Source organism: Vreelandella janggokensis, assembly GCF_031451615.1.
Classification (GTDB): Bacteria; Pseudomonadota; Gammaproteobacteria; order Pseudomonadales; family Halomonadaceae; genus Vreelandella; species Vreelandella janggokensis.
Genome location: NZ_JARWAJ010000001.1, coordinates 228,495 through 252,469, shown reverse-complemented (window position 1 = coordinate 252,469; position 23,975 = coordinate 228,495). Strand labels below are relative to the sequence as shown.

Annotated in this window: 25 protein-coding genes; 8 read left to right on the top strand and 17 right to left on the bottom strand. The window is 58.1% G+C overall.

The features are described 5' to 3' along the window. Positions 1-159 precede the first annotated feature (159 nt). Positions 160-954: an adenosylmethionine decarboxylase gene (gene speD, locus QC816_RS01185; RefSeq protein WP_085917218.1), complete on the top strand. Its 795-nt coding sequence runs from the start codon at positions 160-162 to the stop codon at positions 952-954. Between the two features lie 10 nt (positions 955-964). Here the strand turns inward: speD and lpxL are convergent, their stop codons facing one another. The 12 genes from lpxL to QC816_RS01125 form a co-directional block, all read right to left on the bottom strand. Beyond that, a complete protein-coding gene (lpxL, locus tag QC816_RS01180; protein WP_085917217.1) occupies positions 965-1,879 on the bottom strand; it encodes an LpxL/LpxP family Kdo(2)-lipid IV(A) lauroyl/palmitoleoyl acyltransferase in 915 nt (304 codons plus the stop codon). A 12-nt stretch (positions 1,880-1,891) separates the two neighbouring features. After that, complete coding sequence (gene alr, locus QC816_RS01175; protein WP_199283898.1) at positions 1,892-2,992, bottom strand: alanine racemase; 1,101 nt, start codon at positions 2,990-2,992, stop codon at positions 1,892-1,894. Positions 2,993-3,102: 110 nt separating this feature from the next. Next, entirely contained in the window at positions 3,103-4,071 is a 969-nt protein-coding gene (rpoS, locus tag QC816_RS01170; protein ID WP_085917215.1) for an RNA polymerase sigma factor RpoS, read from the bottom strand. A gap of 147 nt (positions 4,072-4,218) precedes the next feature. After that, positions 4,219-5,256 (bottom strand): peptidoglycan DD-metalloendopeptidase family protein, encoded by a 1,038-nt coding sequence (locus tag QC816_RS01165; protein WP_309780601.1) that lies wholly within the window; start codon positions 5,254-5,256, stop codon positions 4,219-4,221. A gap of 7 nt (positions 5,257-5,263) precedes the next feature. Further along, the gene (locus tag QC816_RS01160) at positions 5,264-6,235 is read right to left on the bottom strand and encodes a DUF368 domain-containing protein (protein WP_199283900.1); all 972 of its coding nucleotides are present in this window, start codon (positions 6,233-6,235) and stop codon (positions 5,264-5,266) included. Then, entirely contained in the window at positions 6,232-6,909 is a 678-nt protein-coding gene (locus tag QC816_RS01155; protein ID WP_199283901.1) for a protein-L-isoaspartate(D-aspartate) O-methyltransferase, read from the bottom strand. Before QC816_RS01155 ends, QC816_RS01160 begins: the two co-directional genes overlap by 4 nt. Then, on the bottom strand, positions 6,896-7,642 hold the full coding sequence (gene surE, locus QC816_RS01150) for a 5'/3'-nucleotidase SurE (protein WP_085917211.1): 747 nt from the start codon (positions 7,640-7,642) through the stop codon (positions 6,896-6,898). The genes QC816_RS01155 and surE overlap by 14 nt, the downstream gene beginning before the upstream one ends. Before the next feature lie 44 nt (positions 7,643-7,686). After that, complete coding sequence (gene truD / locus QC816_RS01145) at positions 7,687-8,721, bottom strand: tRNA pseudouridine(13) synthase TruD (RefSeq protein WP_309780600.1); 1,035 nt, start codon at positions 8,719-8,721, stop codon at positions 7,687-7,689. Beyond that, complete coding sequence (gene ispF / locus QC816_RS01140; RefSeq protein ID WP_085917209.1) at positions 8,714-9,202, bottom strand: 2-C-methyl-D-erythritol 2,4-cyclodiphosphate synthase; 489 nt, start codon at positions 9,200-9,202, stop codon at positions 8,714-8,716. Before ispF ends, truD begins: the two co-directional genes overlap by 8 nt. Further along, entirely contained in the window at positions 9,202-9,909 is a 708-nt protein-coding gene (gene ispD / locus QC816_RS01135; protein ID WP_309780599.1) for a 2-C-methyl-D-erythritol 4-phosphate cytidylyltransferase, read from the bottom strand. The genes ispF and ispD overlap by 1 nt, the downstream gene beginning before the upstream one ends. Beyond that, positions 9,902-10,243, bottom strand: a complete 342-nt coding sequence (ftsB, locus tag QC816_RS01130) for a cell division protein FtsB (RefSeq protein WP_085917207.1) — start codon at positions 10,241-10,243, stop codon at positions 9,902-9,904. Before ftsB ends, ispD begins: the two co-directional genes overlap by 8 nt. 89 nt (positions 10,244-10,332) lie before the next feature. Next, positions 10,333-11,478: a GNAT family N-acetyltransferase gene (locus QC816_RS01125; RefSeq protein WP_309780598.1), complete on the bottom strand. Its 1,146-nt coding sequence runs from the start codon at positions 11,476-11,478 to the stop codon at positions 10,333-10,335. A 137-nt stretch (positions 11,479-11,615) separates the two neighbouring features. Between QC816_RS01125 and QC816_RS01120 the strand changes: the two genes are divergently transcribed. The 4 genes from QC816_RS01120 to QC816_RS01105 all read left to right on the top strand — a co-directional run bounded on the left by QC816_RS01120 (position 11,616) and on the right by QC816_RS01105 (position 17,888). Then, entirely contained in the window at positions 11,616-12,971 is a 1,356-nt protein-coding gene (locus QC816_RS01120) for an aldehyde dehydrogenase family protein (RefSeq protein ID WP_309780597.1), read from the top strand. Between the two features lie 65 nt (positions 12,972-13,036). Further along, positions 13,037-15,274, top strand: a complete 2,238-nt coding sequence (locus QC816_RS01115; RefSeq protein WP_309780596.1) for a GAF domain-containing protein — start codon at positions 13,037-13,039, stop codon at positions 15,272-15,274. Then, positions 15,271-17,028, top strand: coding sequence for a putative bifunctional diguanylate cyclase/phosphodiesterase (locus tag QC816_RS01110; RefSeq protein ID WP_309780595.1), 1,758 nt, complete (start codon positions 15,271-15,273; stop codon positions 17,026-17,028). Before QC816_RS01115 ends, QC816_RS01110 begins: the two co-directional genes overlap by 4 nt. After that, positions 17,028-17,888, top strand: coding sequence for a MurR/RpiR family transcriptional regulator (locus tag QC816_RS01105; RefSeq protein ID WP_085917202.1), 861 nt, complete (start codon positions 17,028-17,030; stop codon positions 17,886-17,888). The genes QC816_RS01110 and QC816_RS01105 overlap by 1 nt, the downstream gene beginning before the upstream one ends. A gap of 5 nt (positions 17,889-17,893) precedes the next feature. On the opposite strand, the gene QC816_RS01100 is transcribed toward QC816_RS01105, so the two are convergent. Both QC816_RS01100 and QC816_RS01095 read right to left on the bottom strand, forming a co-directional pair. Beyond that, positions 17,894-18,253: a RidA family protein gene (locus QC816_RS01100; protein WP_085917201.1), complete on the bottom strand. Its 360-nt coding sequence runs from the start codon at positions 18,251-18,253 to the stop codon at positions 17,894-17,896. Between the two features lie 38 nt (positions 18,254-18,291). After that, the gene (locus tag QC816_RS01095) at positions 18,292-18,633 is read right to left on the bottom strand and encodes a TraR/DksA family transcriptional regulator (protein WP_309780594.1); all 342 of its coding nucleotides are present in this window, start codon (positions 18,631-18,633) and stop codon (positions 18,292-18,294) included. A 91-nt stretch (positions 18,634-18,724) separates the two neighbouring features. Between QC816_RS01095 and QC816_RS01090 the strand changes: the two genes are divergently transcribed. Further along, positions 18,725-19,918: an MFS transporter gene (locus QC816_RS01090; RefSeq protein WP_199283911.1), complete on the top strand. Its 1,194-nt coding sequence runs from the start codon at positions 18,725-18,727 to the stop codon at positions 19,916-19,918. On the opposite strand, the gene QC816_RS01085 is transcribed toward QC816_RS01090, so the two are convergent. Then, a complete protein-coding gene (locus tag QC816_RS01085) occupies positions 19,915-20,769 on the bottom strand; it encodes a universal stress protein (RefSeq protein ID WP_085917198.1) in 855 nt (284 codons plus the stop codon). The two genes, QC816_RS01090 and QC816_RS01085, sit on opposite strands and share 4 nt — an antisense overlap. A gap of 149 nt (positions 20,770-20,918) precedes the next feature. On the opposite strand from QC816_RS01085, the gene QC816_RS01080 reads away from it, so the two are divergent. Continuing rightward, the gene (locus QC816_RS01080) at positions 20,919-21,308 is read left to right on the top strand and encodes a fluoride efflux transporter FluC (RefSeq protein WP_233337267.1); all 390 of its coding nucleotides are present in this window, start codon (positions 20,919-20,921) and stop codon (positions 21,306-21,308) included. Beyond that, positions 21,305-21,688, top strand: coding sequence for a fluoride efflux transporter CrcB (gene crcB / locus QC816_RS01075; protein ID WP_199283912.1), 384 nt, complete (start codon positions 21,305-21,307; stop codon positions 21,686-21,688). The genes QC816_RS01080 and crcB overlap by 4 nt, the downstream gene beginning before the upstream one ends. Before the next feature lie 22 nt (positions 21,689-21,710). Here crcB and QC816_RS01070 read toward each other — a convergent pair whose 3' ends face one another. Together QC816_RS01070 and cfa are read right to left on the bottom strand one after the other, a co-directional pair. Next, positions 21,711-22,682 carry an arsenic resistance protein gene (locus tag QC816_RS01070; RefSeq protein ID WP_085917196.1) on the bottom strand — a complete coding sequence of 324 codons (972 nt, stop codon included), beginning with the start codon at positions 22,680-22,682 and terminating at the stop codon, positions 21,711-21,713. A gap of 65 nt (positions 22,683-22,747) precedes the next feature. After that, the gene (gene cfa, locus QC816_RS01065) at positions 22,748-23,908 is read right to left on the bottom strand and encodes a cyclopropane fatty acyl phospholipid synthase (protein ID WP_085917195.1); all 1,161 of its coding nucleotides are present in this window, start codon (positions 23,906-23,908) and stop codon (positions 22,748-22,750) included. Between the last annotated feature and the right edge of the window lie 67 nt (positions 23,909-23,975).

The following is a 23,975-nucleotide window of genomic DNA, read 5'->3' as shown; positions in this document are numbered from 1 at the left end:
TGCATCCCGCGCCTGGGGCGGGCATAATACGCCCGCTTGTTGAGCGCCTGGGATTATCAGGTGTTGAATTGAGTGCTCATCATCATGCGTCGCTAACGCATGACCGGTTCCGGCGTTGGCTCGTCGGGGTGTTTTCATCTGCCAAAGGGAGGCTCGGACGTGTCAGACAATCTCCGACTCCACGGGTTTAACAACCTGACCAGCTCGCTAAGCTTCAACATTTACGACATCTGTTACGCCAAGACAGAAGAGCAGCGTGCGGCTTATATCGATTACATCGATGAGCTCTACAATGCCGAACGGCTGACACAGATTCTTAAAGACGTGACCAACATCATTGGCGCCCATGTACTGAACATTTCACGCCAGGATTATGAGCCCCACGGCGCCAGCGTGACGATTCTGATTGCTGAACATGAGCTGGATGAGACGGATCCCGAGCAAACAGAACCCGGGCCGGGGCCGCTCCCCGAAACCGTGGTCGCTCACCTGGATAAAAGCCATGTCACGGTGCACAGCTACCCTGAGTCCCACCCGGATAACGGCATCAGCACTTTCCGCCTGGATATCGATGTCTCGACCTGTGGCCATATCAGTCCCCTCAAGGCGCTGAACTATCTGATCCACAGCTTTGACTCCGATATCGTGACGATGGATTACCGTGTTCGCGGCTTTACCCGTGACGTAGATGGCAAAAAGCTGTTTATCGACCACGACATCACCTCGATCCAGGATTACCTGGCCGAAGACACCAAGCACGCCTATCAAATGATCGACGTGAACGTGTATCAGGAAAACATGTTCCACACCAAGATGCTGCTCAAGGACTTCGAACTGGATAACTACCTGTTCGGCACCTCGAGCCGGGATATCACCTTTGAAGAAGCGCGCGATATAGAAGACCGTCTGCGCAAGGAAATGCTCGAGATCTTCTACTCGCGCAACCTCGACTGAGAGCGCTCTGCTAGTAAAGTCCCGGCTCACCCTCAGGCCGGGTCTTGAAGCGCCGATGCAACCAGAGATACTGCTCGGGGTGCTGCCGAATCGCCTGCTCGATAAACGCATTGACCCGCGTGGCATCGACCACTTCATCGTTGCTGGGATATCCCTCGAGCGCGGGTAGCCACTCGTAGGTGTAGGTACGGTCATCGGGGTTGCGGTAGAAAATCAACGGCACGACTTGCGCCCCGGTCATCCGCGCAATTTTGGCGGTTAACCGCACCGTCGCAGCCTGCTGACCAAAAAACGGGGCAAATACGCTGGCATCACGACCAAAGTCCTGGTCGGGTGAATACCATACCGAATGCCCGGCTTTCAGCCGCCGTATGACGCTGCGCAGGTCATGACGATGAATCATCTGATCGAACACCCTCAGGCGAGCGCGGGTCATGAAGCGGTCGAAAAGCGGGTTATTATGCGGGCGGTAGACCGCGTCCGAATGAAAAAACAGCGAATGCAGCGCGCCCCCCAAATCCAGCGGCGAAAAATGCACGCCAATAATCAGAACGCCCTTACCCTGCGCCTGGGCCCTGGCAAGGTTTTCTTCGCCGATGCACGCGACTCGATGTCGAAAATCCTCGGGGCTGCGGCACCACGCAACGGCGGTTTCCATCAGCCCGATGCCATTGGCGATAAAGGTTTGCTTTACCAGTCTACGCTGTTCGTCAGGGCTTTTTTCGGGAAAACATAGCGCTATGTTGACATCGGTAATATGACGACGGCGCTTGGCAAACCGCCAGGCCAAGCGCCCGATACCCGAACCGAGGGCAATGTTCAGCCGCCAGGGTAGCCATGCCGCAATGTGCATGCCAGCAATGGCCATCCAGGTGAACCAAAAGCGCGGGTGCGCGAAAGAACGGGGATAGGTTGATCGTGACATGCGCCTCGCCATTTAACCAAAAGCGCCATGATAACGGCGCGGTACACGGGGCAACACCCCAGTCAGCAGGGTATAGCTGATGGTATCGCAGTGACGGGCGACGTCATCGATCGACAGCACTGCGCCATTGCTTGCGCGCCCCCACAGTACCACTTCACTGCCAATGACGGCATCCGCCACCCCGCTGACATCCACCGTGAACATATCCATCGAGACCTTGCCGACCAGCGGACAATGCTGGCCATTGACCAGCACCGGTGTGCCATCCTGGGCGTGGCGGTCATAGCCATCGCCATAGCCTCCGGCGACTACCGCGATGCGGGAGCGTCGCGGTGCCCGCCAGCGCCCGCCGTAGCCCACCGGCTCACCCGCCTCAACGTCACGCAGGGCAATGATTTCAGAGCGCAGCGTCATTACCGGACGCAACGAGTCCGTGGCAGGCGTAGCGGTTTCCAACGGATTGCTGCCATACAGCATAATACCGGGGCGATTCCAGGCCCCGTGGGACACCGGCCAGGCAAGGGTCGCGGGGGAGTTCGCCAGACACAGCGGCGCATCGAGTGTCGTGGCAAGCGCTTGCAACCGCGTCATCTGCTGTTGAAAATAGCGACTGTCAGCGGCATCCGCCGTGGCAAAGTGGCTCATCAAGTGCAGCGACGATGCCTGCGGCGCCTCGCTCAGCTGCGCCCAGACATTGCTGACGTCCTCCGGGGCAAACCCCAGCCGGTGCATGCCGGAGTCTACCTTGACCCAGACAGGAATCGGCTCACGCGGCGAAAAGGCTAGCAGCGCCTCAACCTGCCATGCACTGTGCACCGCCATCCATAGCCGGTGTTCATCCACCCACGCCAACTCGTCGGTGCTGAAGATACCTTCCAGCAGGATAATGGGTGTGGTGATCCCGCCTTCCCGCAGTGTCACTGCTTCTTCCAGGCACGCCACGGCGAACGCGGAAGCATCCGCGGCCAGGGCACGCGCGCACTCAAGCGCGCCGTGGCCATAGGCGTTTGCCTTGATGACGGCGACCGATCGGCTATGTGGCGCGCACTGACACGCCAGCTGATAGTTATGACGCAACGCGTCTAGATCAATATGGGCCACCAGCGGGCGCATTGGGCTTTCTCGCTTGTTGCTTCTAATCAGGGTTCATCATTATGACTAAATAAAGTCACCGGGCACATGGCCCGGTGTTGGGAAAATTAACGGGAGTTGAAGGAAGGCCGTTAACTTTCAAAAATCGACGACAGCGACAGCCCCTGTTTCTCCAGCGACCGACGTAATTTCTTCAGCGCCTCTACCTGAATCTGACGTACCCTTTCTCGGGTCAAGCCGATCTCGGCACCCACTTCCTCGAGAGTGGCCGCTTCATGGCCGCGCAAACCAAAACGCCGCACCACCACCTCGCGCTGTTTCTCATTGAGCTCGTCGAGCCAGTGGTCAACATGCTCCTTGACATCACCATCTACCAGGGAAGCCTCGGGGCCATGGTCTTCCTCATCAGAGAGCGTGTCGATGAGGGGTTTGTCGCTTTCGCCGCCCATGGGGTAATCAACCGACGAGACCCTTTCGTTAAGCCCCAGCATCTTTTTCACCGTGCCTACCGGCTTGTCGAGATGCTCGGCGATTTCTTCCGCCGTGGCTTCGTGGTCGAGCTTTTGCGTCAACTCACGGGCTGCCCGCAAGTAGATGTTAAGCTCCTTGACCACATGGATCGGCAAGCGAATGGTACGTGTCTGGTTCATCAGCGCCCGTTCGATGGTTTGCCGGATCCACCAGGTAGCGTAGGTCGAAAAGCGGAAGCCACGTTCGGGGTCGAATTTTTCGACGGCTCGAATCAGCCCCAGATTACCTTCCTCAATCAGGTCCAGCAGGGTCAAGCCACGATTAAGATAGCGACGGGCAATCTTCACCACCAGGCGAAGGTTCGACTCAATCATCCGCGAACGCCCCAGCGGATCGCCCTTGCGGGCCAGTCGCCCGTAATAGACTTCCTCTTCAGGCGTCAGCAGTGGCGAAAAGCCAATTTCATTGAGGTAAATTTGTGTGGCATCAAGACTTTGATGCTGACGGTCCTCGCGCCCTAACGCTTTTTCGAAGGCCTCCTCGGCGGCAACGACATCCTCACCGTCGTCAAGTGCTTCTTCCACAGCGTTCAGGTCTACTTCCTGTAGATCTTTTTCCAGCATACTCATGCGTCTTACCCCCGTTATATCGCCTATCCGCCCTTAAAAAACCAAATGGGTCGCTTGGGCTTCCCATCGTTATTGTTATACAAAGCGTTCACGCCGTTACCTGTCGAATGAGTCGTGGCAACGCACGTTGCAAATGGCTGATACCGGTTAGCGTGACGGTAGAAACTCCAGGGGATCTTGTGGTTGCCCTTCGCGGCGTACCTCGAAATGCAGTCTCACGTCTTCCGCGTCACTATCGCCCATAGTGGCAATGACCTCACCGGCTTCCACAACGTCGTTCTCGCTGACATTAAGGCTGTCGTTATGCGCATAAGCGCTGAGAAATTCATCGTTGTGTTTGAGCAGGATGAGATTACCGTAACCGCGCACACCGCTGCCTGCATATACCACAATGCCAGAACCGGCGGCTCTTACAGGTTGCCCCTTTTCACCAGCGATATCAATACCGGCGGTGATGCTATCGCCCTGGCCAAACTCGCCCACCACATTGCCATCGCTCGGCCACTGCCAATCAATGGTTTCGGCTGGTGTATAAGTGCGGCCGTCGCGGTCAGGTGTCGAATCCTCAGGAGCGGCCGTCGCCTGCTCTGGGGCCGTTTCGGCTTCAGGTTCCGGCGCTGTTTGCGCTTCAGCCTGCTCGGGCTGAGTTTGCTCAGCCCGAGGTTGATCGGGGGCTGAATCAGAAGCCGCCTGAGTCTCAGATGCCTCAGCCGTAGTGACATTTTCCTCGGCGTCATCAGCATCACGCTCAGCCGTCAACCGCTGATTGCGCTCAATGGCTGACTCATCGGGCAGCAACCAGTCCATTTGCTGATCATCACTCGAAGCGGGGGTAGACGCCTCGGGCGAAAGACCTCTTGCCACCGCACCACTGGCGCTTTCATTCGCTCCCGCTGAGGCGTTCGCCGACGTTGAAGACGTGCCCTCACGCAGGGCAATGATCTGCCCAGGCTGGATACGGTAAGGGGGCTCGATGTTATTGAGTTCAGCCACTTCGCGATAATCGAGATTATGCTGCCAGGCGATGCCGTAAAGGGTATCGCCTTCCTTGACCCGATACTCGGGGAAGCGCTCGACCGCGTCGCGGGCATCGCTTATATCACGCACCTGCGGGCCGCCGCTCTGCTGGTTGGCACAGCCGGCAACGGCTAACGCCAGCGCGGACATCATTACTATCTTACGCATGCAAAGCCTACTCCTTTTCAGCAGCGGAGGCGGTTTGGGGAGACGTTGGCGGCGTGCGACCAAGGGCACGCCGATGCAACAGTACAACGACCAGTGCGCCAAACGTCATCAACGCTATTACACCAATGAGTTGCGCGGATTCGCCCGTTAGCTGTGCATAATCACCGGGCATTAAATATCGATAATCCAACGGAATCATTTCACCATCACTACCCAGTTGGTATCGCACCAGTTCTCGCCACGGCCAGAGCACGGGCAGTGAACCCATAATGAAACCTAACAATAATTGAAGCGTTGAGCCACGATGGCGGCGCAGCAACCAGGAGAGCACCCGTGAGAAAAGCGCCAGACCAATGAGGCAGCCGCCCCCAAACAGCAGGATGGTCACCCAATCAAAGCCGCGCACAGCTTCCATCACCGTACCGTAAAGCCCCATGGTGAGCAGTAAAAAACTTCCTGATACGCCGGGCAACAACATGGCACTGATGGCAATACTCCCCGCCACTATCAATATCAGTGACTCATTACCCAATGTTGACACCAGGGGCATCAATCCGGGTAGCCATTGAGCCAGCAGCAGGCCAACCCCTAGCGGGAACAGGTAGCGCAACTTGAAACGCGTTCCTGAATCACTCACAACAAAGGCCGAAGCAGCCACCAAACCAAAGAAAAAACCATCCAGCAACAGTGGATGTGCTTCCATCAACCACAGCGCCAGGTGCGCCACACTGAAAACGCTGATGACAATACCGACGAGCAGCGGCACCAGGAACGCCAGGTTAAGGTGCTGACTCAGCCCTCCCAGCCCGCCACGACGCCATGCACCAATGGCGCTTGGGCCGAACTGTTTGATGGTTAAGATCAATTCTTCATAAATGCCGCTGATAAACGCAATGGTCCCACCCGAAACCCCCGGCACTGCATCGGCAGCGCCCATCCCGGCTCCGGTTAATAACAATCGTACGGGTTGACGCTTCAATCGACCACTCCTTGCAATAATGGAACAAAACGAACCGGTTCCAGGCGGCGTTTTTCAAACGCATTACCGACGCGTTTGATCTGGGTAAGCCACTGGCTGCCGTCTGATGCCTCTAGAGGGGCAATCAAGACGCCATCAGGGCTTAACTGCTCAAGCAGTGGTTCTGGTAGCGTTTGGGCGCAAGCGGTCAACAGAATGACGTCAAATGGCGCGGCGGCGGGCCAGCCTTCACCGCCGTCAGCAACGGCCAGCGACGCCCGGGCACCCAGGCGGCTAAGCCGGAAGGCGGCGCGCCGGTGCAGAGCCTCGATACGCTCAAGGGAAAACAGCTTATCGACCAATCGGGCCAGAATAAGTGTTTGATAGCCAGAACCAGTGCCCAGTTCCAGAACGCGCTTGGGTTCAGCACGCAGCACCAGCTCGGTCATGCGCGCAACGATAAGCGGTTGAGACAACGTCTGGCCAAACCCGATGGGTAACGAGGTATCTTCGTAGGCGCGGTGGGCCAGCGCTTCATCCACAAAAAGATGGCGCGGCTCGCTGGCCATGACTTCAAGCACCCGTGCGTCACCAATTCCTTGGCGAATCAGGCGTTGGACCATGCGGTCACGGGTACGCTGCGAGGTCATTCCGGTACCGCGCAGCTCTTCCGGTGACAGTTTAGGCGAATGCATCCAGCCAGTCTCGAACGTCGTTGAGCGCCTGATGGCGCGTTAAATCCGTTTGCAAGGGGGTAATCGATACAAAGCCCGCCTCGACGGCGGCAAAATCAGTGTCGTCACCATCGTCGGCATTGGCAGCCACCGGGGCAATCCAGTAACGGGTGCGCCCACGCGGGTCTTTAACGGCCAGCGGCTGCTCCGCGGGGCCGCGATAGCCAAGTCGCGTCACTTTAACCCCCTTGACGTCCCCCCAGGGCACATCGGGCACGTTAACGTTCAGCAGTGTGCGCGGCGGCAGCGACAGCTGGTCCACGGCCCCCACCAGGCTCGCCGCCAGGTGGCCGGCCGTAGCAAAGTGGCGATGGCCGCAGAGCGACATGGCAATCGCCGACATGCCCAGATTACGTCCTTCCATGGCAGCGGCAACCGTACCCGAATACAGCACGTCGTCCCCCAGGTTGGCGCCATGGTTAATGCCGGAAATCACCAGGTCGGGTTTTTCATCCCACACGCCGTTGACCCCCAGGTAGACACAGTCCGCCGGCGTGCCGTCGACACTGTAGAACCCGCTGTCCAGTGCGGTCATCGCCAGCGGTCGCGAGAGCGTCAGCGAGTTGCTCGCCCCGCTGCGGTCACGGTCCGGGGCAACGACACGCAGATTGGCGTGCTTGGTCAATGCATCGTAAAGCGCCTTGAGCCCCGGCGCATGAACTCCATCGTCGTTGGATAGCAGCAAACGCCGCATGGAAAACTCCTTAATTGGTTGCCCGAGTCCCGGCACGCGCCCCTTCAGTCCGGTGACGCGATCAATTCGCTGACCACCGCGGTGGCGAAACTGCCGCGAGGCAGAGCGAATGAGAGTACCACGCTCTGGGCTTCGCGGTTTAGCTGTGGCTCGCTCAAACGAACGCGTAATGCCCGCTGGCCGCGCCTGACTCCGCTGCGCAGCAGGCCCTCGCACAGCGACGGATGACGATCCAACAGCGCAGCCTCGTAGTCACCCGCTGCCTGCTGACTGATATTGCCGACGCCCCACAAGGGACCTGTCGGATGCACATCCAATGCATCGGCACGCGCGCAAAGCGTGGTGTCTACCTGGTCAACATTGAACACGCTCTGGGTACCGTCAAGCATTAGCGTATCGCCGTTAACTGGTTGCTGCCACTGGTTTTTCTCAATTCTTTCGCTAAGCAACTCGTTGAACAGAAAGCTGCGGGCGGTGGACAGCAAAATACCGTGACGATCGTCACGCTTGCGCCATCCGCGCGCCAACAATGCTTCTGCGCGCTGTAGATTGCGCCCCGCTGGCCCGAAGCGTTGCGACCCAAAGTAGTTGGGCACGCCCTGCTCGCATAGCAACTGCCAACGCTGGCTAACGTCATCTGTCTCTATCGCTTCCCCGCTCAACCGCAGTTGAAATCGGTTATAACGATGCACGCCACGCTTCAGCTTGCGCGGGTGTCGGGCATGCTGCAAAACGCTGATGCCGCCATCGGCGAGGGCCTGCATCAACCCCTCAGGGGCTTCCTTGCCGGGTAAATGCACGCTCAACCATTGGCGAGTCACCGCGACACGGTCCTTCATCCCCGAATAGCCAACGTCACGGGGTGCAACGTCACAGCGCTGACTGAGTATTTTAACGACCTCCAGGGTCGTCAGGTTGCGCTTTTCAATGTTCAGCCAAAGATGTTCGCCGTGCCCCTCCGGGGTAAAATCCAGCACCTCGTCGACCAAAAAGTCATCCGGCGCCAGACGAAACCTGCCAGGTTTTGGCGGACCGAGTGCCGCTTCCAGGCTGCGCTTCCAGCGGGGTAATTCAGGCATGGGGCCTCTCATTCAGGCCGAGCAGCACCACCGCTTCGGCAGCGATGCCTTCACCGCGCCCGGTAAAGCCCAACCGCTCGGTAGTGGTGGCTTTAACATTCACCTGGCCCTGGCTCACACCCAGATCGGCCGCGATCACCTCGCGCATGGCGCCCACGAAGGGGGCCAGTTTTGGCGCCTGGGCCATCACCGTGGCATCGATATTGACGACGTTATACCCTTCAGCACGCACCAACGCGATAACCTGGCGCAAGAGATCGCGGCTGTCCGCCCCTTTCCATGCCGGGTCGGTGTCCGGGAAATGATGACCAATGTCGCCCAGCGCACAGGCCCCCAGCAAGGCATCGCTTACCGCATGCAGCAGTACATCGCCGTCGGAGTGAGCAATAAACCCTTTATCAAACGCTACCTTTACCCCGCCCAACATCAGATGATCGCCGGGACCAAACCGGTGGACATCAAATCCATGACCAATGCGCATTAGTGGCTCCTCTCGGTGGTATCACGCTGTGACGTAAGAATCGCGGCCGCCAGTGCCAGATCATCGGGGTGTGTCACTTTAAGGTTATCCCGTCGCCCGGACACCAGTTGGGGAGCATCGCCCAGCGCTTCCACGGCGGAGGCTTCATCGGTCACCAGCGTATGCCGGTTTCGTGCATCGTTTATCGCTCGGTAAAGCTGGCCGTAACGGAAACCCTGGGGCGTCAGCGCATGCCAGAGTGCGTCACGGGGCTCACTATGCAGGCTGGCACCGGCAGGACTGGCACGTTTCATGGTGTCAGCCACCGGCATCGCCAGGAGCGCACCCGCGGCATGGTGCTGCACGGCCTGGTAAAGCGCCAGCAGATCTTCACGGGTCACGCAGGGGCGGGCGACATCATGGACAAGCACCAGATCGTTATCCCCGGCGTCGATGGCCGTGAGCGCGTTGAACACACTGTCCATGCGCTCTTCGCCACCAGTGACACGCTGCCAATCGGCAAACGGCACCCACTTTTCGGCGAACCAGTGGTCGTCGTCGTCAAGGCAGAGTACCAGACGCGCATTTGGGAAAGCGCTGTGCAAGCGTTCCAGGGTATGGGCAAGCAGCGGGCGGCCCAGCAATGTCAGGTACTGTTTGGGCCTGTCCGCCTCCATGCGGCGTCCTTGACCGGCAGCGGGCACCACCAACCACAAAGGATCACTCATCGGGCAACTCCGGCCTGATCACCGAGCGGGCGTTGATGCCGACCAACTCCTCCTCGATGGCAACGCCTGGCACCCAGAAAAACTGCTCGTCGGTACGCACCATGCCCATATCGCTGCGCGCTCGCTCTTCAATCGCGTCCAGGCCGTCCTTGAGATCGGTCACTTCGGCCGCCATTCTGGCATTGCGCTCGCGCAGGGGCACATTTTCTGCCTCCTGAGCGGCAACGCGCTGCTCGAGTTGCTGCAAGTCGCGCCAGCCGCCATCGCCAAGCCAAAGTTGGTATTGCAGCATGCCCAACACCAGCAGCAGCGCGATTAATAGCCATCTGCGCATGACCGCTCTCCTATAAATGCCGCTCAAATACGTTTTGCCTAAATTGGCGCGCCATTATGCCATCAAGCCGCCCGACCAGCGAGTTGCTTTCATTTATACGGTAGCGCGGCAAAGGCCGCATCACGGTAGGCAGCCACTTGTTGCCCTTCTTCACGGCAAAAGGTCGCGACAGCGTTCGCGAGGCCGGGATGGGCCAGGTAATGCAATGAGCGCACACGCTGCGGTGCAAAGCCGCGCAGTAGCTTGTGCTCGCCCTGCGTACCCGGATCAAACAGCGTCAGGCCCTGCTCGAGACAGAACTCGATGCCCTGGTAATAGCAAGCTTCAAAATGCAGGCAGTCGGCCACCACCTCACTGCCCCAGTAGCGCCCATAAAGCGTCTGAGCGCCTCTAAAGTAAAGCGCTGCCGCAACAGGTCTACCGTCAAGGCGTGCCTGTACCAAGAGCAGCGACTCGGGCATGGCATTGTAAATACGGGTAAAAAAATCCTGGGCCAGATAAGGCGGCCGCCCGCGCTCCTGGTAAGTAATGGCGTAACACCGGTAAAAATGCGTCAGGTCAGCAGGCGTGATCTGTTCGCCGACCAAGCGCACCACCTCCAGCCCCTGATCGGCCACCAGACGGCGTTCACGCTTGATCATTTTACGCCGCTTGGACGTCAGCGCAGCGAGAAACCCGTCGAAGTCGCCGAAGTCTCGATCACGCCACTGAAACTGCACGCCCTCGCGGCTGATGAGCTCGGGGCACTGGGCCTGCCACACTTCCACTTCTGACGTGCCCGCAAACAGCAAATGCCAGCTTGAAAGGTCATGGCGCTGGCACTGCTCCCGCCAACCCTGGGACAGGGCCGCGTAGACGACGTCTGTATCAGCGTCTTGGGCTACCAAGGCACGCGCGCCGGGTACCGGAGTAAACGGTACGGCACTCAGCGCTTTAGGATAATAATGCCCCCCGGCGCGCTCAAAAGCATCAGCCCACCCCCAATCAAACACATATTCGCCGTAGGAATGGTGCTTCTCGTAAAGCGGCATTGCGCCCACCAGTTGCGCGCCTTTCCAAACGGTTAAATGGCAGGGCTGCCAGCCGGTCGCTGGGCCTACCGAACCGCTCGCCTCCAGCGCATGCAGGAAGGCGTGACGTAAAAACGGCTGATCGGCATCTACCAGAGCATCCCACTGACTGGCCGACACAGCCTCCATGGCAGATAACACTGCAACCGATAGCGACACTGGCATAGCCTCTCCCAGACCTAGGGTTGGTTTCAATTAAGCTACTCTACACTATGCGGGTTCATTACCCTTACGGTACAAGCTCGTGATTTAACGCAACGAATTGCCTCGCGCCTGACATCAGGATCCATCAAGGAGACGCCATGACCTGCCACCTCAACGCCTGCCTGGAGACTCAGCGTCTCGCCTGCCGCCAGTCGCCTTACCCCACCCGGGCGGAACGACGTGAGCTTTTGGCTCGGCTGGCGCTGATGACCAGGCGCCACCGACACGCCATCATCGAGGCCATCCAGACCGATTTCGGCCAGCGCAGCGAGGTCGAGATTCAGCTTGCCGACATTCAACCGGTACTTGATGCTGTGAGCCATGCGCGTCGTCATCTATGGCACTGGATGCGCCCCTGGCGAGTCAGCGTCCCCTGGCGGCTACTGCCTGCACGTGCGCGTATTGCGCCCCAACCTCTTGGCGTTGTAGGTATTATCGCCCCCTGGAACTACCCCTGGAGCCTTGCGTTGATGCCGGTCGTTGATGCACTCGCGGCGGGAAACCGCGTCATGCTCAAGCCCAGCGAGCTCACGCCACACACCAGCGCCCTGCTTGGCCGACTGGTAACGCAGTATTTCAGCCCCCGAACACTGTGCGTGATTGAGGGCGACGCCACCACCGGCCAGGCGTTCAGCGCTTTGCCATTCGACCATTTGCTGTTTACCGGCTCGCCCCAGGTCGGCCGGAAAGTTGCATTGGCCGCTGCCAACAACCTGACCCCAACGACGCTGGAATTGGGCGGCAAAAGCCCGGCGTTTGTAGCAGGGGATGCCGACTTTACGCGTGCTGCCGACGCGATTATTTTCGGCAAGGGCATGAATGCCGGGCAAACCTGCATTGCCCCCGATTACGTGCTGGTTGAAAGCCGCCATATCGATGCTCTGACCAACGCTCTGAGCCGCGCGATTTTAAAACAGCGCCCCTCGGCACGGGAGGCCACCCAGCCAATAAACGAGGCTCAGCGTGCACGCAGTGAAGCGATGCTCGCCGAGGCGCGTAACCACGGATGCCGAATCATTGACCACGGCGCCCACGCGCCCGCGCTGGTGATAGATCCCCACCAGAGGCTTGCCGTGATGCGCGAGGAAATTTTCGGCCGCTGCCTGCCAGTTATCAGCGTCAAGGACAGCAATAAGGCGCTTGACTTTGTCGCTGCGCGACCACACCCGCTGGCGATTTATGTATTCACCCAGCAACGCGATCAACAACGCCATTGGCAACACGCCAGCCAGTCTGGCGCCCTGGTATTCAATACCACACTGTTGCATCACGCCGTGCCGGGGCTGCCGTTTGGCGGCGTCGGGGCCAGCGGCCACGGGGCCTATCACGGCCGTCACGGCTTTCACCGTTTCAGCCACCTGCGCGGGATGTTTTATCTGGCCAGCCGCTCTCCTGCCACGCAGCTATACCCACCTTACCGTCGCTGGCTACTAAAGTTACTTCGTCTCATTTAAGCCGGGGAGCAAACGGCCGATAATGTTAATATAAGGTTTTATTGACACCTTCCCACGGAGCAAGGATGCCAGCACCACCAACCCTCGATAACGAGCCTCAGCGCCTGGACGCGGTGCATGCGCTTCGTGTCCTCGACACCCCCAGTGACAGGGCGTTTGAACGCTTGACACAACTGACCCGCGACCTATTCGATGTGCCTGTTGCCTTGGTATCGCTCATCGATCAAGAACGGCAGTGGTTTAAATCGCACCAAGGAATTGAGATGTCTGAAACGGACCGGAGCATTTCTTTCTGCGACCACGCCATCGCCCAAGATGGACCGCTCATCATTGAAGACACCCTTGAAGACGAGCGCTTTGCCGGCAATCCATTGGTCACAAGCCCGCCGCATTTCCGCTTTTACGCAGGCTTCCCGATACGGCCCCTCAATGGCATGGCCGTTGGCACTTTATGCATTATCGACTACCAACCGCGCCCATTCAGCGAACGTGACTTGAAGCTACTGGGTCGTTTAGCGGGTCAGGTTGAAGAACTGTTTCGCCACCACAAGCTGCAGGTTGAACTCACCCAGACAGCCAACCGGATGCATAAAGAGCAGCAACTGCTCAAAGTTCTCCACCACGGCATCACCGACTATCAGGCGCTCATGTCCGGCGAGCAGCTGTGGACCTTTTTAACGGAAGCCCTGAGCGAGCTCACCGACAGCGAATACACCTTGATTGGCGAGGTACTACCCGGCGATATCAGCAATGCGCTGAAGCTTAATGCCATTAAAGGCCCTTTGTGGAGTTCCGAATCACGTCATCACATAGAGCAACTGCTCAGCGGCGATAGGGTGCTCAAGAACCCCAACTCGCTGTTGGGTAGGGTCTTTGCCCGGGGTGAGGTGGTCATCGACAACGATGTTAATGAGCATACCCAGCGCAGCGAGTTCCCGCTGGGCCAGGTGCAGTTTGATAACTACCTGGGCGTGCCTATTTTCAATAGCGGCCAACTCATCGGCATGTTTGCCATCGCCAACAGCCGTCAGCAGCTGGACCAGCATCTGCTGGACTGGCTTCAGCCCTTCACCGACACCTGCGTACTACTGATCAACCTTTACCGCCAGATGGCTGAGCGCGAGCAGGTCATGCAGGATTTAGCCAATACCCGCGATCAAGCCGAGCGTGCCAACCAGGCCAAGAGCGAATTTTTATCATCGATGAGCCATGAACTGCGCACGCCGCTCAACGCGATTATCGGCTTTGCCCAAGTACTCGGCCACAACCCCCGCGCACCTCTGAATGACAAACAAAAACGCCAAGTCAACCAGATCGAAAAGAGCGGCCACCATCTGCTTAGTTTGATAAACGACGTACTGGACTTGGCCAAAGTCGAAGCGGGCCAACTGTCGCTTTCCATTGAAGCCATTTCGTTGAACAGCATCCTCGAGGATGCCTGTAGCACCCTCGAGGCTAACGCCGAGGCCGCTGGTATCACCTTAACCTTTTCATTACCTGATACCGACTTGAAGATCAGTGCCGACTACACACGTACCAAGCAAATACTTCTCAACCTGCTGTCCAACGCGATCAAGTACAACGTGGCCAACGGGCGTATCGATATCCTTGCGCAGCATCAGAAAGATGTCGCCAAGCTCAGCATCAGCGACACGGGCCCCGGCATCCAGACCGACCGGTTGAACGAGCTGTTCGAACCGTTTAACCGCCTTGATGCTGAAGAAAGCCATGTGGAAGGAACCGGTATAGGATTGTCCATTACCCGGAAGCTAGTGGAACGCATGCATGGAGAGATTGGCGTCGACAGCCAGCCAGGCCATGGGACGACGTTCTGGTTTACGTTGCCAGTGTCGACCTCCCCCGCCACTGAGCGCCCCGGAGGCGCTGACCGACAACACCTGCCAGAGACTGCAAACCAGCAAACACTGCTGTACATCGAAGACAATCCTGCCAACCAACACCTGATGGAAGATATTGTCGACGCCATGGAGGGCGTGACGCTTCGCACCGCATCAAGTGCTGAGATCGGCCTGGAAATGATGCGTTACGACATTCCCGCTGTGGTGATAATGGACTTGCACCTACCCGGCATGAGTGGCTATGACGCGTTGACCAAGCTGCGTACGACTCCCCTCTATCGCGATGTGCGCGTCATTGCCCTTTCGGCCAATGCGCTGCCCAGCGACATAAAAAAGGGCCTCAGAGCAGGGTTTGATGCCTATTTAACCAAACCAATCGACATTAAACAGTTTACTGACACGCTTAACCCGTTGCTGGGAGCGCCCATCAGGCAGGAGCCATGACATTCTATTCCAAACACGTATTGGTCGTTGACGATAACACTGTCAACATTGAGCTAATGCTCGACTTGCTCGAAAACCAGGGTTTTCACAACACTCATGGCATCAGCGATTCCCGCCATGTGCTCGCCTATTGCCAGCGGTCACTACCTGATCTGTTATTGCTGGACATTCGCATGCCTTACCTGGATGGCTACGCGGTTATCGAGCAGCTCAACGCGCACCTTGGCGAGCAGACGCCGCCGATTGTCATCCTCACGGCCCAGATTGACGACGAAACCAGACAGCGCGCGCTGGCGCTTGGCGTGCGCGACTTTGTTACCAAGCCTTTCAAGCATGACGAGGTGCTGCAACGCATTCTCAACGTGCTGAACGTCGAGCATCGCTACCACGTCCGCGACCGACAGGCCGACACTCTGGAACGCATAGTCAATGAACGCACTCAGGCGCTTTACCTTCAATCATGCACCGACCCCATTACGCGTTTACCCAATCGGCGCGGCCTTACTCAAGCCCTCAGCGAAGCGGCAACGCACAACGATGCCACTGGGCTATTGTTTATTGCCTTAGACCGCTTTGATGATGTCATTCGATTGCATGGGTACCGGATTGCCGAAAGGCTAATGAGCCATATTGTACAGCGCCTGGGTGAGCGCCTGAGCGACTCCCACACACTCGGCTTATGGGGTGGCAGCGAGCTGTTGGTGATTAGCGCCACCGATGACAAGCGTAAGCTTCTGTCGCTGGCCCATCACCTGATGGAAACGTTCGAAACCGACCAGCAGGTTGACGATTTGCTGCTGCCACTAGGAGCAAGAGTCGGCATTAGCCAAGCCCGCGGTGCATTTGATATTGAGCGGTTAGTCCATATGGCGACCTTGGCGCTACCACAGAAGAACGGCAGAGCCGTTCAGTGCTATAGCGAAACGCTCGAGGCCCAGCAGCGCCATCGGCTACACGTTCTGCAAGCCTTGCGTGGCGCCACCGAACGCGGTGAAATGTCGCTTGTCTTCCAGCCCAAGCTGCGCCTGAGTGATCAGCGTATTATCGGTGCCGAAGCATTATTACGTTGGCACCATCCCGACCTGGGACACATATCACCAGGCATGTTCATTCCTCTGGCTGAAGCCAGCGGAGATATCTTTTCGATTGGCGAGTGGGTTCTGGAAGAGGCCATGAGGACGATCGCCGACTGGCGACAGAAAAACGTGTTCAGCAATGACTTTCACATTGCGGTGAACGTAGCCGCCCGGCAGCTGGCGCGCAAGGATTTCGCCGAAAGCGTCTTGCGTCAGTTGGAAGACCACCAAATCCCCGCGCACTTCTTCGCCATTGAGGTCACTGAATCCGGTTTAATGAGCGATATGCAGAACGCACGGCAACAGCTTGAGCAGTTTACCCAGGCCAATATCGCCGTGGCCATCGATGATTTTGGCACCGGCCACTCTTCGTTGGCGTATATCAAGACGCTGCCTTTTTCAACGCTGAAGATTGACCGCGCCTTTGTTATGGACTTGGAGGAAAGCGACGTAGAACGCCAACTGGCGCGCACCATTGCCCAACTGGCGCATAGCGTGGGCAGTGATGTTGTCGCGGAAGGCATTGAAACCGCGTATCAGGCCATGTACTTACGGGGCATTGGCTGTGAAACTGCTCAAGGCTATTATTTCTCGCGGCCATTACCGGCCGGCGAGTTCCTCGCCTGGTGCGATAATTGGCAGCCGCACTTGCCACCAACCTCCACGGAGACCGTTTAATGGCTCACGACTTGCTCGACCGGATACGCCAACGCCTGGAAGATCTCAACCGCTCGGAGCGTAAGGTCGCCAACGTGATTATCGATGATCCTGCGGCCGCCACCAGCCTGAGCATTGCCAGCCTGGCACAGGCGGCAAGCGTCAGCGAGCCGACGGTGAACCGCTTCTGCCGCAACTTTGGCGCCAAGGGCTATCCCGATTTCAAGATCAAACTTGCCCAGAGCCTCGCGGGCGGCACCCCCTACGTGACCCGGGCAGTCGAGCCTGGCGATTCCGCCACCCAGTACACCCAGAAAATCTTTGGCGCCACCATTGCCGCACTGGATGAAGCCCAACGTGAAGTCGACATGGGCGCCGTGGAACGCATGGTGGATTACCTGACCCAGGCCAAGCAGATCCACTTTTTCGGCCTTGGGGCCTCCGGTGCGGTGGCGCAGGATGCCCAGCACAAGTTCTTCCGCTTCAACCTGCCGGTCATGGTGCACATCGATGTACTGATGCAACGCATGGTTGCCGCTGCCTGCCATACAGGCGATGTGGTAGTGATCATTTCCTATACCGGGCGCACCCGTGAACTGGTCGACATTGCTCGCGTCGCCCGCGAAGCGGGCGCTGTGGTGCTGGGCATCACAGCGCCGGATTCACCGCTTTCCCAGGAATGCACCGCCACCCTTGAAGTCGCGACGCCGGAAGACACTGACCATTACATGCCCATGACGTCACGCGTGATTCAACTGACGCTGATCGATGCGCTGGCCACCGGTGTGACGCTCAGGCGCGGCGAGGATTTCCTGCCGCACCTCAAAAAGATCAAGGACAGCCTACGGGAAACACGCTTCCCTGTTCCCAAAAACACCTAGGGCGTTTAATCGGTCACAGCAGCGCAAACGGTAATCTCGACCCTCAGCTCGTCGGCAGGCATCGGTGCACATACACAGGTGCGTGCCGGCGCATGGCCTTCCGGCACCCAGGCATCCCAAACGGCATTCATCGCCGCGAAATCGCTACCGTCCTTGAGGTAGATCGTGGCGGTCAGCAGCTGCTCTCGAGACGAGCCAATCTCGCTCAACAGGTCATCCACCCGCGCCAGCATGCTTTCGGTTTGTGCCGTGATATCGTCGTAACGCGCCTCTGGCCCGGCAACCTGGCCACACAGGTGGGCCACACCCTGATGGATGACCGCACGGCTCATGCGGGCTTTGGTGTCGTGGCGTTCAATTGTCATGGGGTTCCTCGTTATCGTTGAATCCGTTGTCATTCGGCCTATTCGGCACAGCCGATGCACTTGAGCACCAGCGGGTCGCTTTCCAGACGCTTAATGTTAATCCACTCGCCGCATTTGATACATTCACCGAAGACACCCTGTTCGAGGCGCTGTAGTGAGCCCGCGATACGCGTCAAGTTTTGCTGGCGACGCTGCTCTTCGGCCTTGGCCATGGCCTGCCCCTGAAGGGCGTCCATACGCGACAGCCGACCTACCGAGGTTTGATCCAGCGTCACCGTATCCCGAGCCCCGGCACTGCCAGCACTTTCGTCGATCAGCGTTTCGCGCAGGGTGATTAAACGGGCCTTCATGGCCTCCACGTCTACATCGGGATGGTTCATCGCCGCCTCCTTAGGATCTGCTGTTATACTTGGAGAATTAACCTTTTACGAGCGCCCCTTCGCCCGCTTGTTTCGCAAAGGATACTGCATCATGGGCTATCGTACCCTGCTGCGCGACCACCGTAGTGTGTTAAGTATCGCCTTTTTGGCAATGTTCAGTTCAAGCCTTGGGCAAAGTTTTTTTGTCGGGCTTTTTCAGGCACCGCTGGCTGACCATTGGCAGTTCAGCGCGGGCCAGTTCGGTACCGCCTACACCGTCGTGACGCTCGTTTCAGGGTTTGTAATGCTGTATTACGGTCCTTCCATCGACTGGATATCCCCACGCCGATTCGCGATTACCGTGCTGTTCGCCCTGGTGACGGGCGTTGCCCTGCTCACCCTTTCCCCCTGGTGGTGGCTTGGCGTTCTCGGCCTGGGCCTGGTGCGATTATGCGGGCAGGGCATGTTGACCCACCTGGGCAACACCCTCGCTGCCCGGGAGTTCACCACCCAGCGGGGCCGCGCAATGGGGCTTGCAAGCTTGGGCATTCCACTTGGCGAAGCGCTGCTTCCACCGCTCGTCGCGGCGACACTGCTATGGCTAAGCTGGCAGTCCTTCTGGTGGTTGCTTTGTGCCCTGCTGGCCCTGCCTTGGCTATGGCTGCTGCAGCGTGCCCCCTGGTCCAACGCCCCGGGCCAAAAACCCCAGAAACGTGACACCACCGGGCCGCGACCCTTTTACGAGCCTCGCTTCTGGGCGTTATTGCCGCTGCTCATGTCGCTGCCGATCACCATGACAGGGCTATTCATTTACCAGGCGCAGCTGACCGATGCCCTGGACAGCTCGCTGAGCGTCTATGCGCTGGCCCTTACCGGCATGGGGGTCGCCAAGCTTCCTGGCGCACTGTTGGGCGGCCGCTGGATCGACAAAATTGGCCCGGTGCGTCTAGCCCGCGTGTACTTGATTCCTTATGCGGCGGCGATGCTATTCGCCACACTGGCCGGAGGGAACGCAAGCGTTTGGGCGTTGATGGTGGGAGGCGGTTTGGCCATGGGCGCTCAAGAGCTGATTGCCTCGGGCCTGCTGATCAAGCTGTGGGGCATCGAGCACCTGGGACGCGTACGCTCCGCGCTCAGCGCCGCCATGGTATTTTCCACGGGTATCGCCCCAGCCGCCATCGGACTCGCGCTCAGCGCTGGCATGGCGTTTCCGGCCATCCTTGCCACGATGCTGGCGTTTATCGTCGCCGCCTGGTGTCTTGCCCAACGCGTTTTGCAAATAGCCAACCAAGCGGCCAGCCCCTAGCGCAGAATCAGCACCGGCAATTGGGCCTTCCTCAGCATCGCGGTGGTGGTGCTGCCAACCAGCAAATGGCGAATGCGCGAATGGCCGTAGGCGCCCATGACCAGCATATCGATGCCATGTTCCTCTTTGTAGGCGCGCAGCGTCTCTTCGACATCACCCGCTCGAATCGCGCCTTCGGCCGTATGTCCCGCACTCGTCAGGCTCGTCAGCGCCCACTCCAGCTGTGAACGGTGCTCGGCGGTTTCCGCGCCGACGATGACAACGTGGCAGGTCGCACCGTTAAACAACGGGCTCTTGGCCAGCATTTCAACGCCTTTGCGCGCTGTGTTGCTGCCATCGAAGGCCATCATGACGTTTTCGGGATGGGTAAATGTTCTGGGCACCATCAGGATAGGGCGGTGCACTTCGCGCACCACGCGCTCCAGGTTTGAACCTATATGGCCGCTGGCCTGGTGAGCGGTTTCACCACGCTTACCCACCACCAGTAGGCGTACACTCTTTTCCTGCTCGACCAGGGTTTCCACCAAGGTACCGTTGCGCTGCATGGCATCTAGCGCTTCGACACCCGCTTTCAAGGCTCGCTGCCTGGCATCCTCCAGCACCAGCCTGCCTTGCTCACGCGCCAGCTTGGCACGCTGTTCTTCGACGTCGGATAGCTTTTCCAGTAGATGCTCGCGGGTGCCCAGCCCCAGATTGCCGGTCAGGTCAGGCTCGGAGATTTGTGGGTGGTTATCCACTACATGAATAAACGCGAGAGGCGCATCAAGCGCCTTGGCAGCCCAGGCAGCGTAGTCGCATACCCCTTCGGAAAACTGGGAACTGTCGATAGCCGCCAATACTCGATCAGACATTGATCAACCTCACTCAAGCAGGTGCAATAAACATTATTGTTGTGGCCTACCTTTTTACACGAACTTATTGACCGGCAACAGCGCCTGCCCCGACATCTCAACATGATAAGCTTGATGACCGCTGGGGCGAATTGGCAAGGGGACGTATCTTGGGTATTAGCTGGGGTAGCATTATGCTGGTGGCAGTTGGCGGGGCTTTCGGTGGCATGGCCCGCGTGGCCACCTCGAACCTGTTTGCCAAATGGCTGGGCATCGCATTTCCTTGGGGCACCCTGGCCGTTAACCTGCTGGGCGCTTTTGCCCTTGGCTGGGTGGCGAGCACCCTCAATCAGGGCAGCCCACCATTCGGTGATGCGTGGCTGTTTGTCGCCGTTGGGCTACTGGGCGGCTTCACGACGGTCTCATCCTTCAGCTTGCAGACCCTGGGCCTGTGGGAAAGCGGCATGGGAGGCAAGGCACTCGCCAATATCACCAGCACGCTGACACTCGGCGTTGCGGCGCTGGGGTTAGGTGCATGGTTAGCGGGAGGGGGCCTATGAAGACGCTTGCCACCTATGCCGCGGTTGGCATCGGCAGCGGGCTGGGCAGCGCGCTGCGTTACGTCATCTCGTTGTCGATGACAGGCACCCTGGGTAGCTCCTTTCCCTGGGGGACGCTTCTGGTCAATGTTGTCGGCTCAGGGCTGATCGGCTGGCTTGCCGGGCGCATTGCCCGGGCACCCGATGCACAACGCAAACGCTGGCAGCCCTTTTGGGTGGCGGGCTTTTGCGGCGGATTCACCACCTTTTCTCTATTCAGCTTGGAAGTCGTTTCACTTGCCCAGACCCAACCCATCCTGGCGTTGGCTTATATCGCTGTCAGCCTGCCTTTATGGTTGGCGGCAGTCTGGGCAGGACAACGCTGGGCCAATAGCGGTTAAGCCACCCACTCCTGACACCTACCTAATATTCTCTCGTATCGGCCGGTGAGTGTTTTACCAGCCGCGGCACCCAGGCGAGATACGTCACCATGCCCAGCAATTCGACCAGTGACTGCAGGACAATGACCACCACCGATGCTGCCCAGATATCGGGCAGCGCAATCGCCAACGGAAGTACCACAAAGGAATTGCGGGTACCGAGGCTGAAAACCAGCGTCCGGCCAGAAGCCGTGGGAAGGCGAAACAGCATGTGGAGCGTCTTGCCGACCAGGGCTGCAACCAGCAGATAGAGCACAAAAAGCACGGCGATTTGACCCAGCATCTCCTGCGACTCAATAATCAAGTGCACTTGCGAGGCCGCAATCAAGAACACCACTGCTGTCAGCAAAGGCACGGGTAGCCAGCCCATCACCTCAACGCCTCGCTTGAGTACAGCAGATTGCGCGGCGCCTGTTTCGGTCAGCCAGGCAAGTAGCAACGGCGTTACGATCAGTCCCCAAAAGGCAGGTAATAATTCGCTCAGCAGATGGTCACTGACAAGCTGCTCGCCCATCATTAACGTGACATAAAGCGGCAGCAGCGTTATCTGCAGCAAAAGCAGTACCGGCGTCGCGGCAATTGCCTTGGCACTATCCCCCTGCCCAAGATGGGTAAAGCTGATAAACCAGTCGGTGCAGGGCACCAACAACACCAGCAGGACGCCGAGCAGCACAGCACCTTTCAACCCAAACAGCGTGGCCAACCCCCACACCACCAGCGGCATGACAATAAAGTTACCTAGCGCCAACGCGCTCATAAAGCGTCGGTCTTTGAATGCTTGCGGGATATGTAGCAGCGGTACTTGAGTAAAGGTCGCATACAGCAACAAGCCAAGCAGTGGCCAGAGGGCAACGTTCCATGCCTGAATCACTTCCCAACGCGCCCCCAAACCAATACCGGCAAGGATGGCAACGAGATAAAGCCAGACTTGATACTTTTCCAGGGTTTCGCGCATCAAGGTAGTGTCGGATCCAGAGAAAAATGTCCCTCTCAGGGGCGTTGGTCGTGCCTAAACGATGATTAGCTCACGCGCTCATAACCGCCCACCACGCCTTTCTTGCTCAGCACGAACTGCCAAAGCTGGATTTCCCGCGCACGGAAAGCAGCCGCACAGCTCAGCAGGTAATAACGCCACATGCGGTAGAAGGTCTCATCAAAACGGTAGCGGAAGTTTGGCCAGTTGGTTTCGAAATTGGCGTGCCAGGCCATCAGGGTCTTGTCGTAGTCAGCGCCGAAATTATGTACATCTTCAACGACAAATAGCCCTTCTGCCGCATCGGTGACCTGGCCCATGACCGGCAACTCACCATTGGGAAAAATATACTTGTCGATCCAGGGATCGCAGGCCGTGGCGCGCAGATTTTTACCAATGGTGTGAAGCAGGAAGAGGCCGTCGTCTTTCAGGCAACGATGCGCCACCTCCATGAACTCGCGATAGTTTTTATGCCCCACGTGTTCAAACATGCCAATACTGACGATACGGTCAAACGTCTCGGTTTCATCGCGGTAGTCCCGCAGACGGAACTCCACCGGCAATCCGTTTTTCATCAGGCGCTGGCCAAACTCTGCCTGCTCTCTGGAGATGGTCAGGCCAACACATTCGACGCCATAATGCTCGGCGGCGTAGGCCATGAAACTGCCCCAGCCGCAGCCAATATCGAGCACCCGCATGCCGGGCTCCAGATTCAACTTACGACAGATCAGGTCGAGTTTGGCCTCCTGAGCATCGTCCAGATTGGTGGCATCTTTCCAGTACCCGCAGGTATAGGTCATACGCTTGTCGAGCATGCCCGCGTAAAACTCGTTACCCAGGTCGTAATGTTTTTCGCCCACTTCCCAGGCACGTTTGGCACTTTGCCGATTGATCAACCTGGCACGCAGGGAATGATAAATCAGTTGCGTGGGCTTGATCCGCTGATGAAGCTGAGCACGCATCAGGCGATAAAAGAATTGATCCAGCGACTCAACCTCCCAGTCGCCTTGCATATAACTTTCGCCAAACCCCAGGTTGCCTCGCGAAAGGGCGCTATCGATAACGCCAGGGGCTTTCAGTTGAATATCCCAGGACCTCTGGCCATTGATTTCAATATCGGCTTGCTTGAGCAGGTCGGCAACGAACCGATGGGAAGGTGAACGCTCGTCGAACACCTCACTTTTTTTCTCCAATATTGGTAAGTTCAAGGTAACACCCCCGCCTATCCCGTGAGTGAATTAGTAACACCTCAGTTAAGCATAGAACCAACGTCGA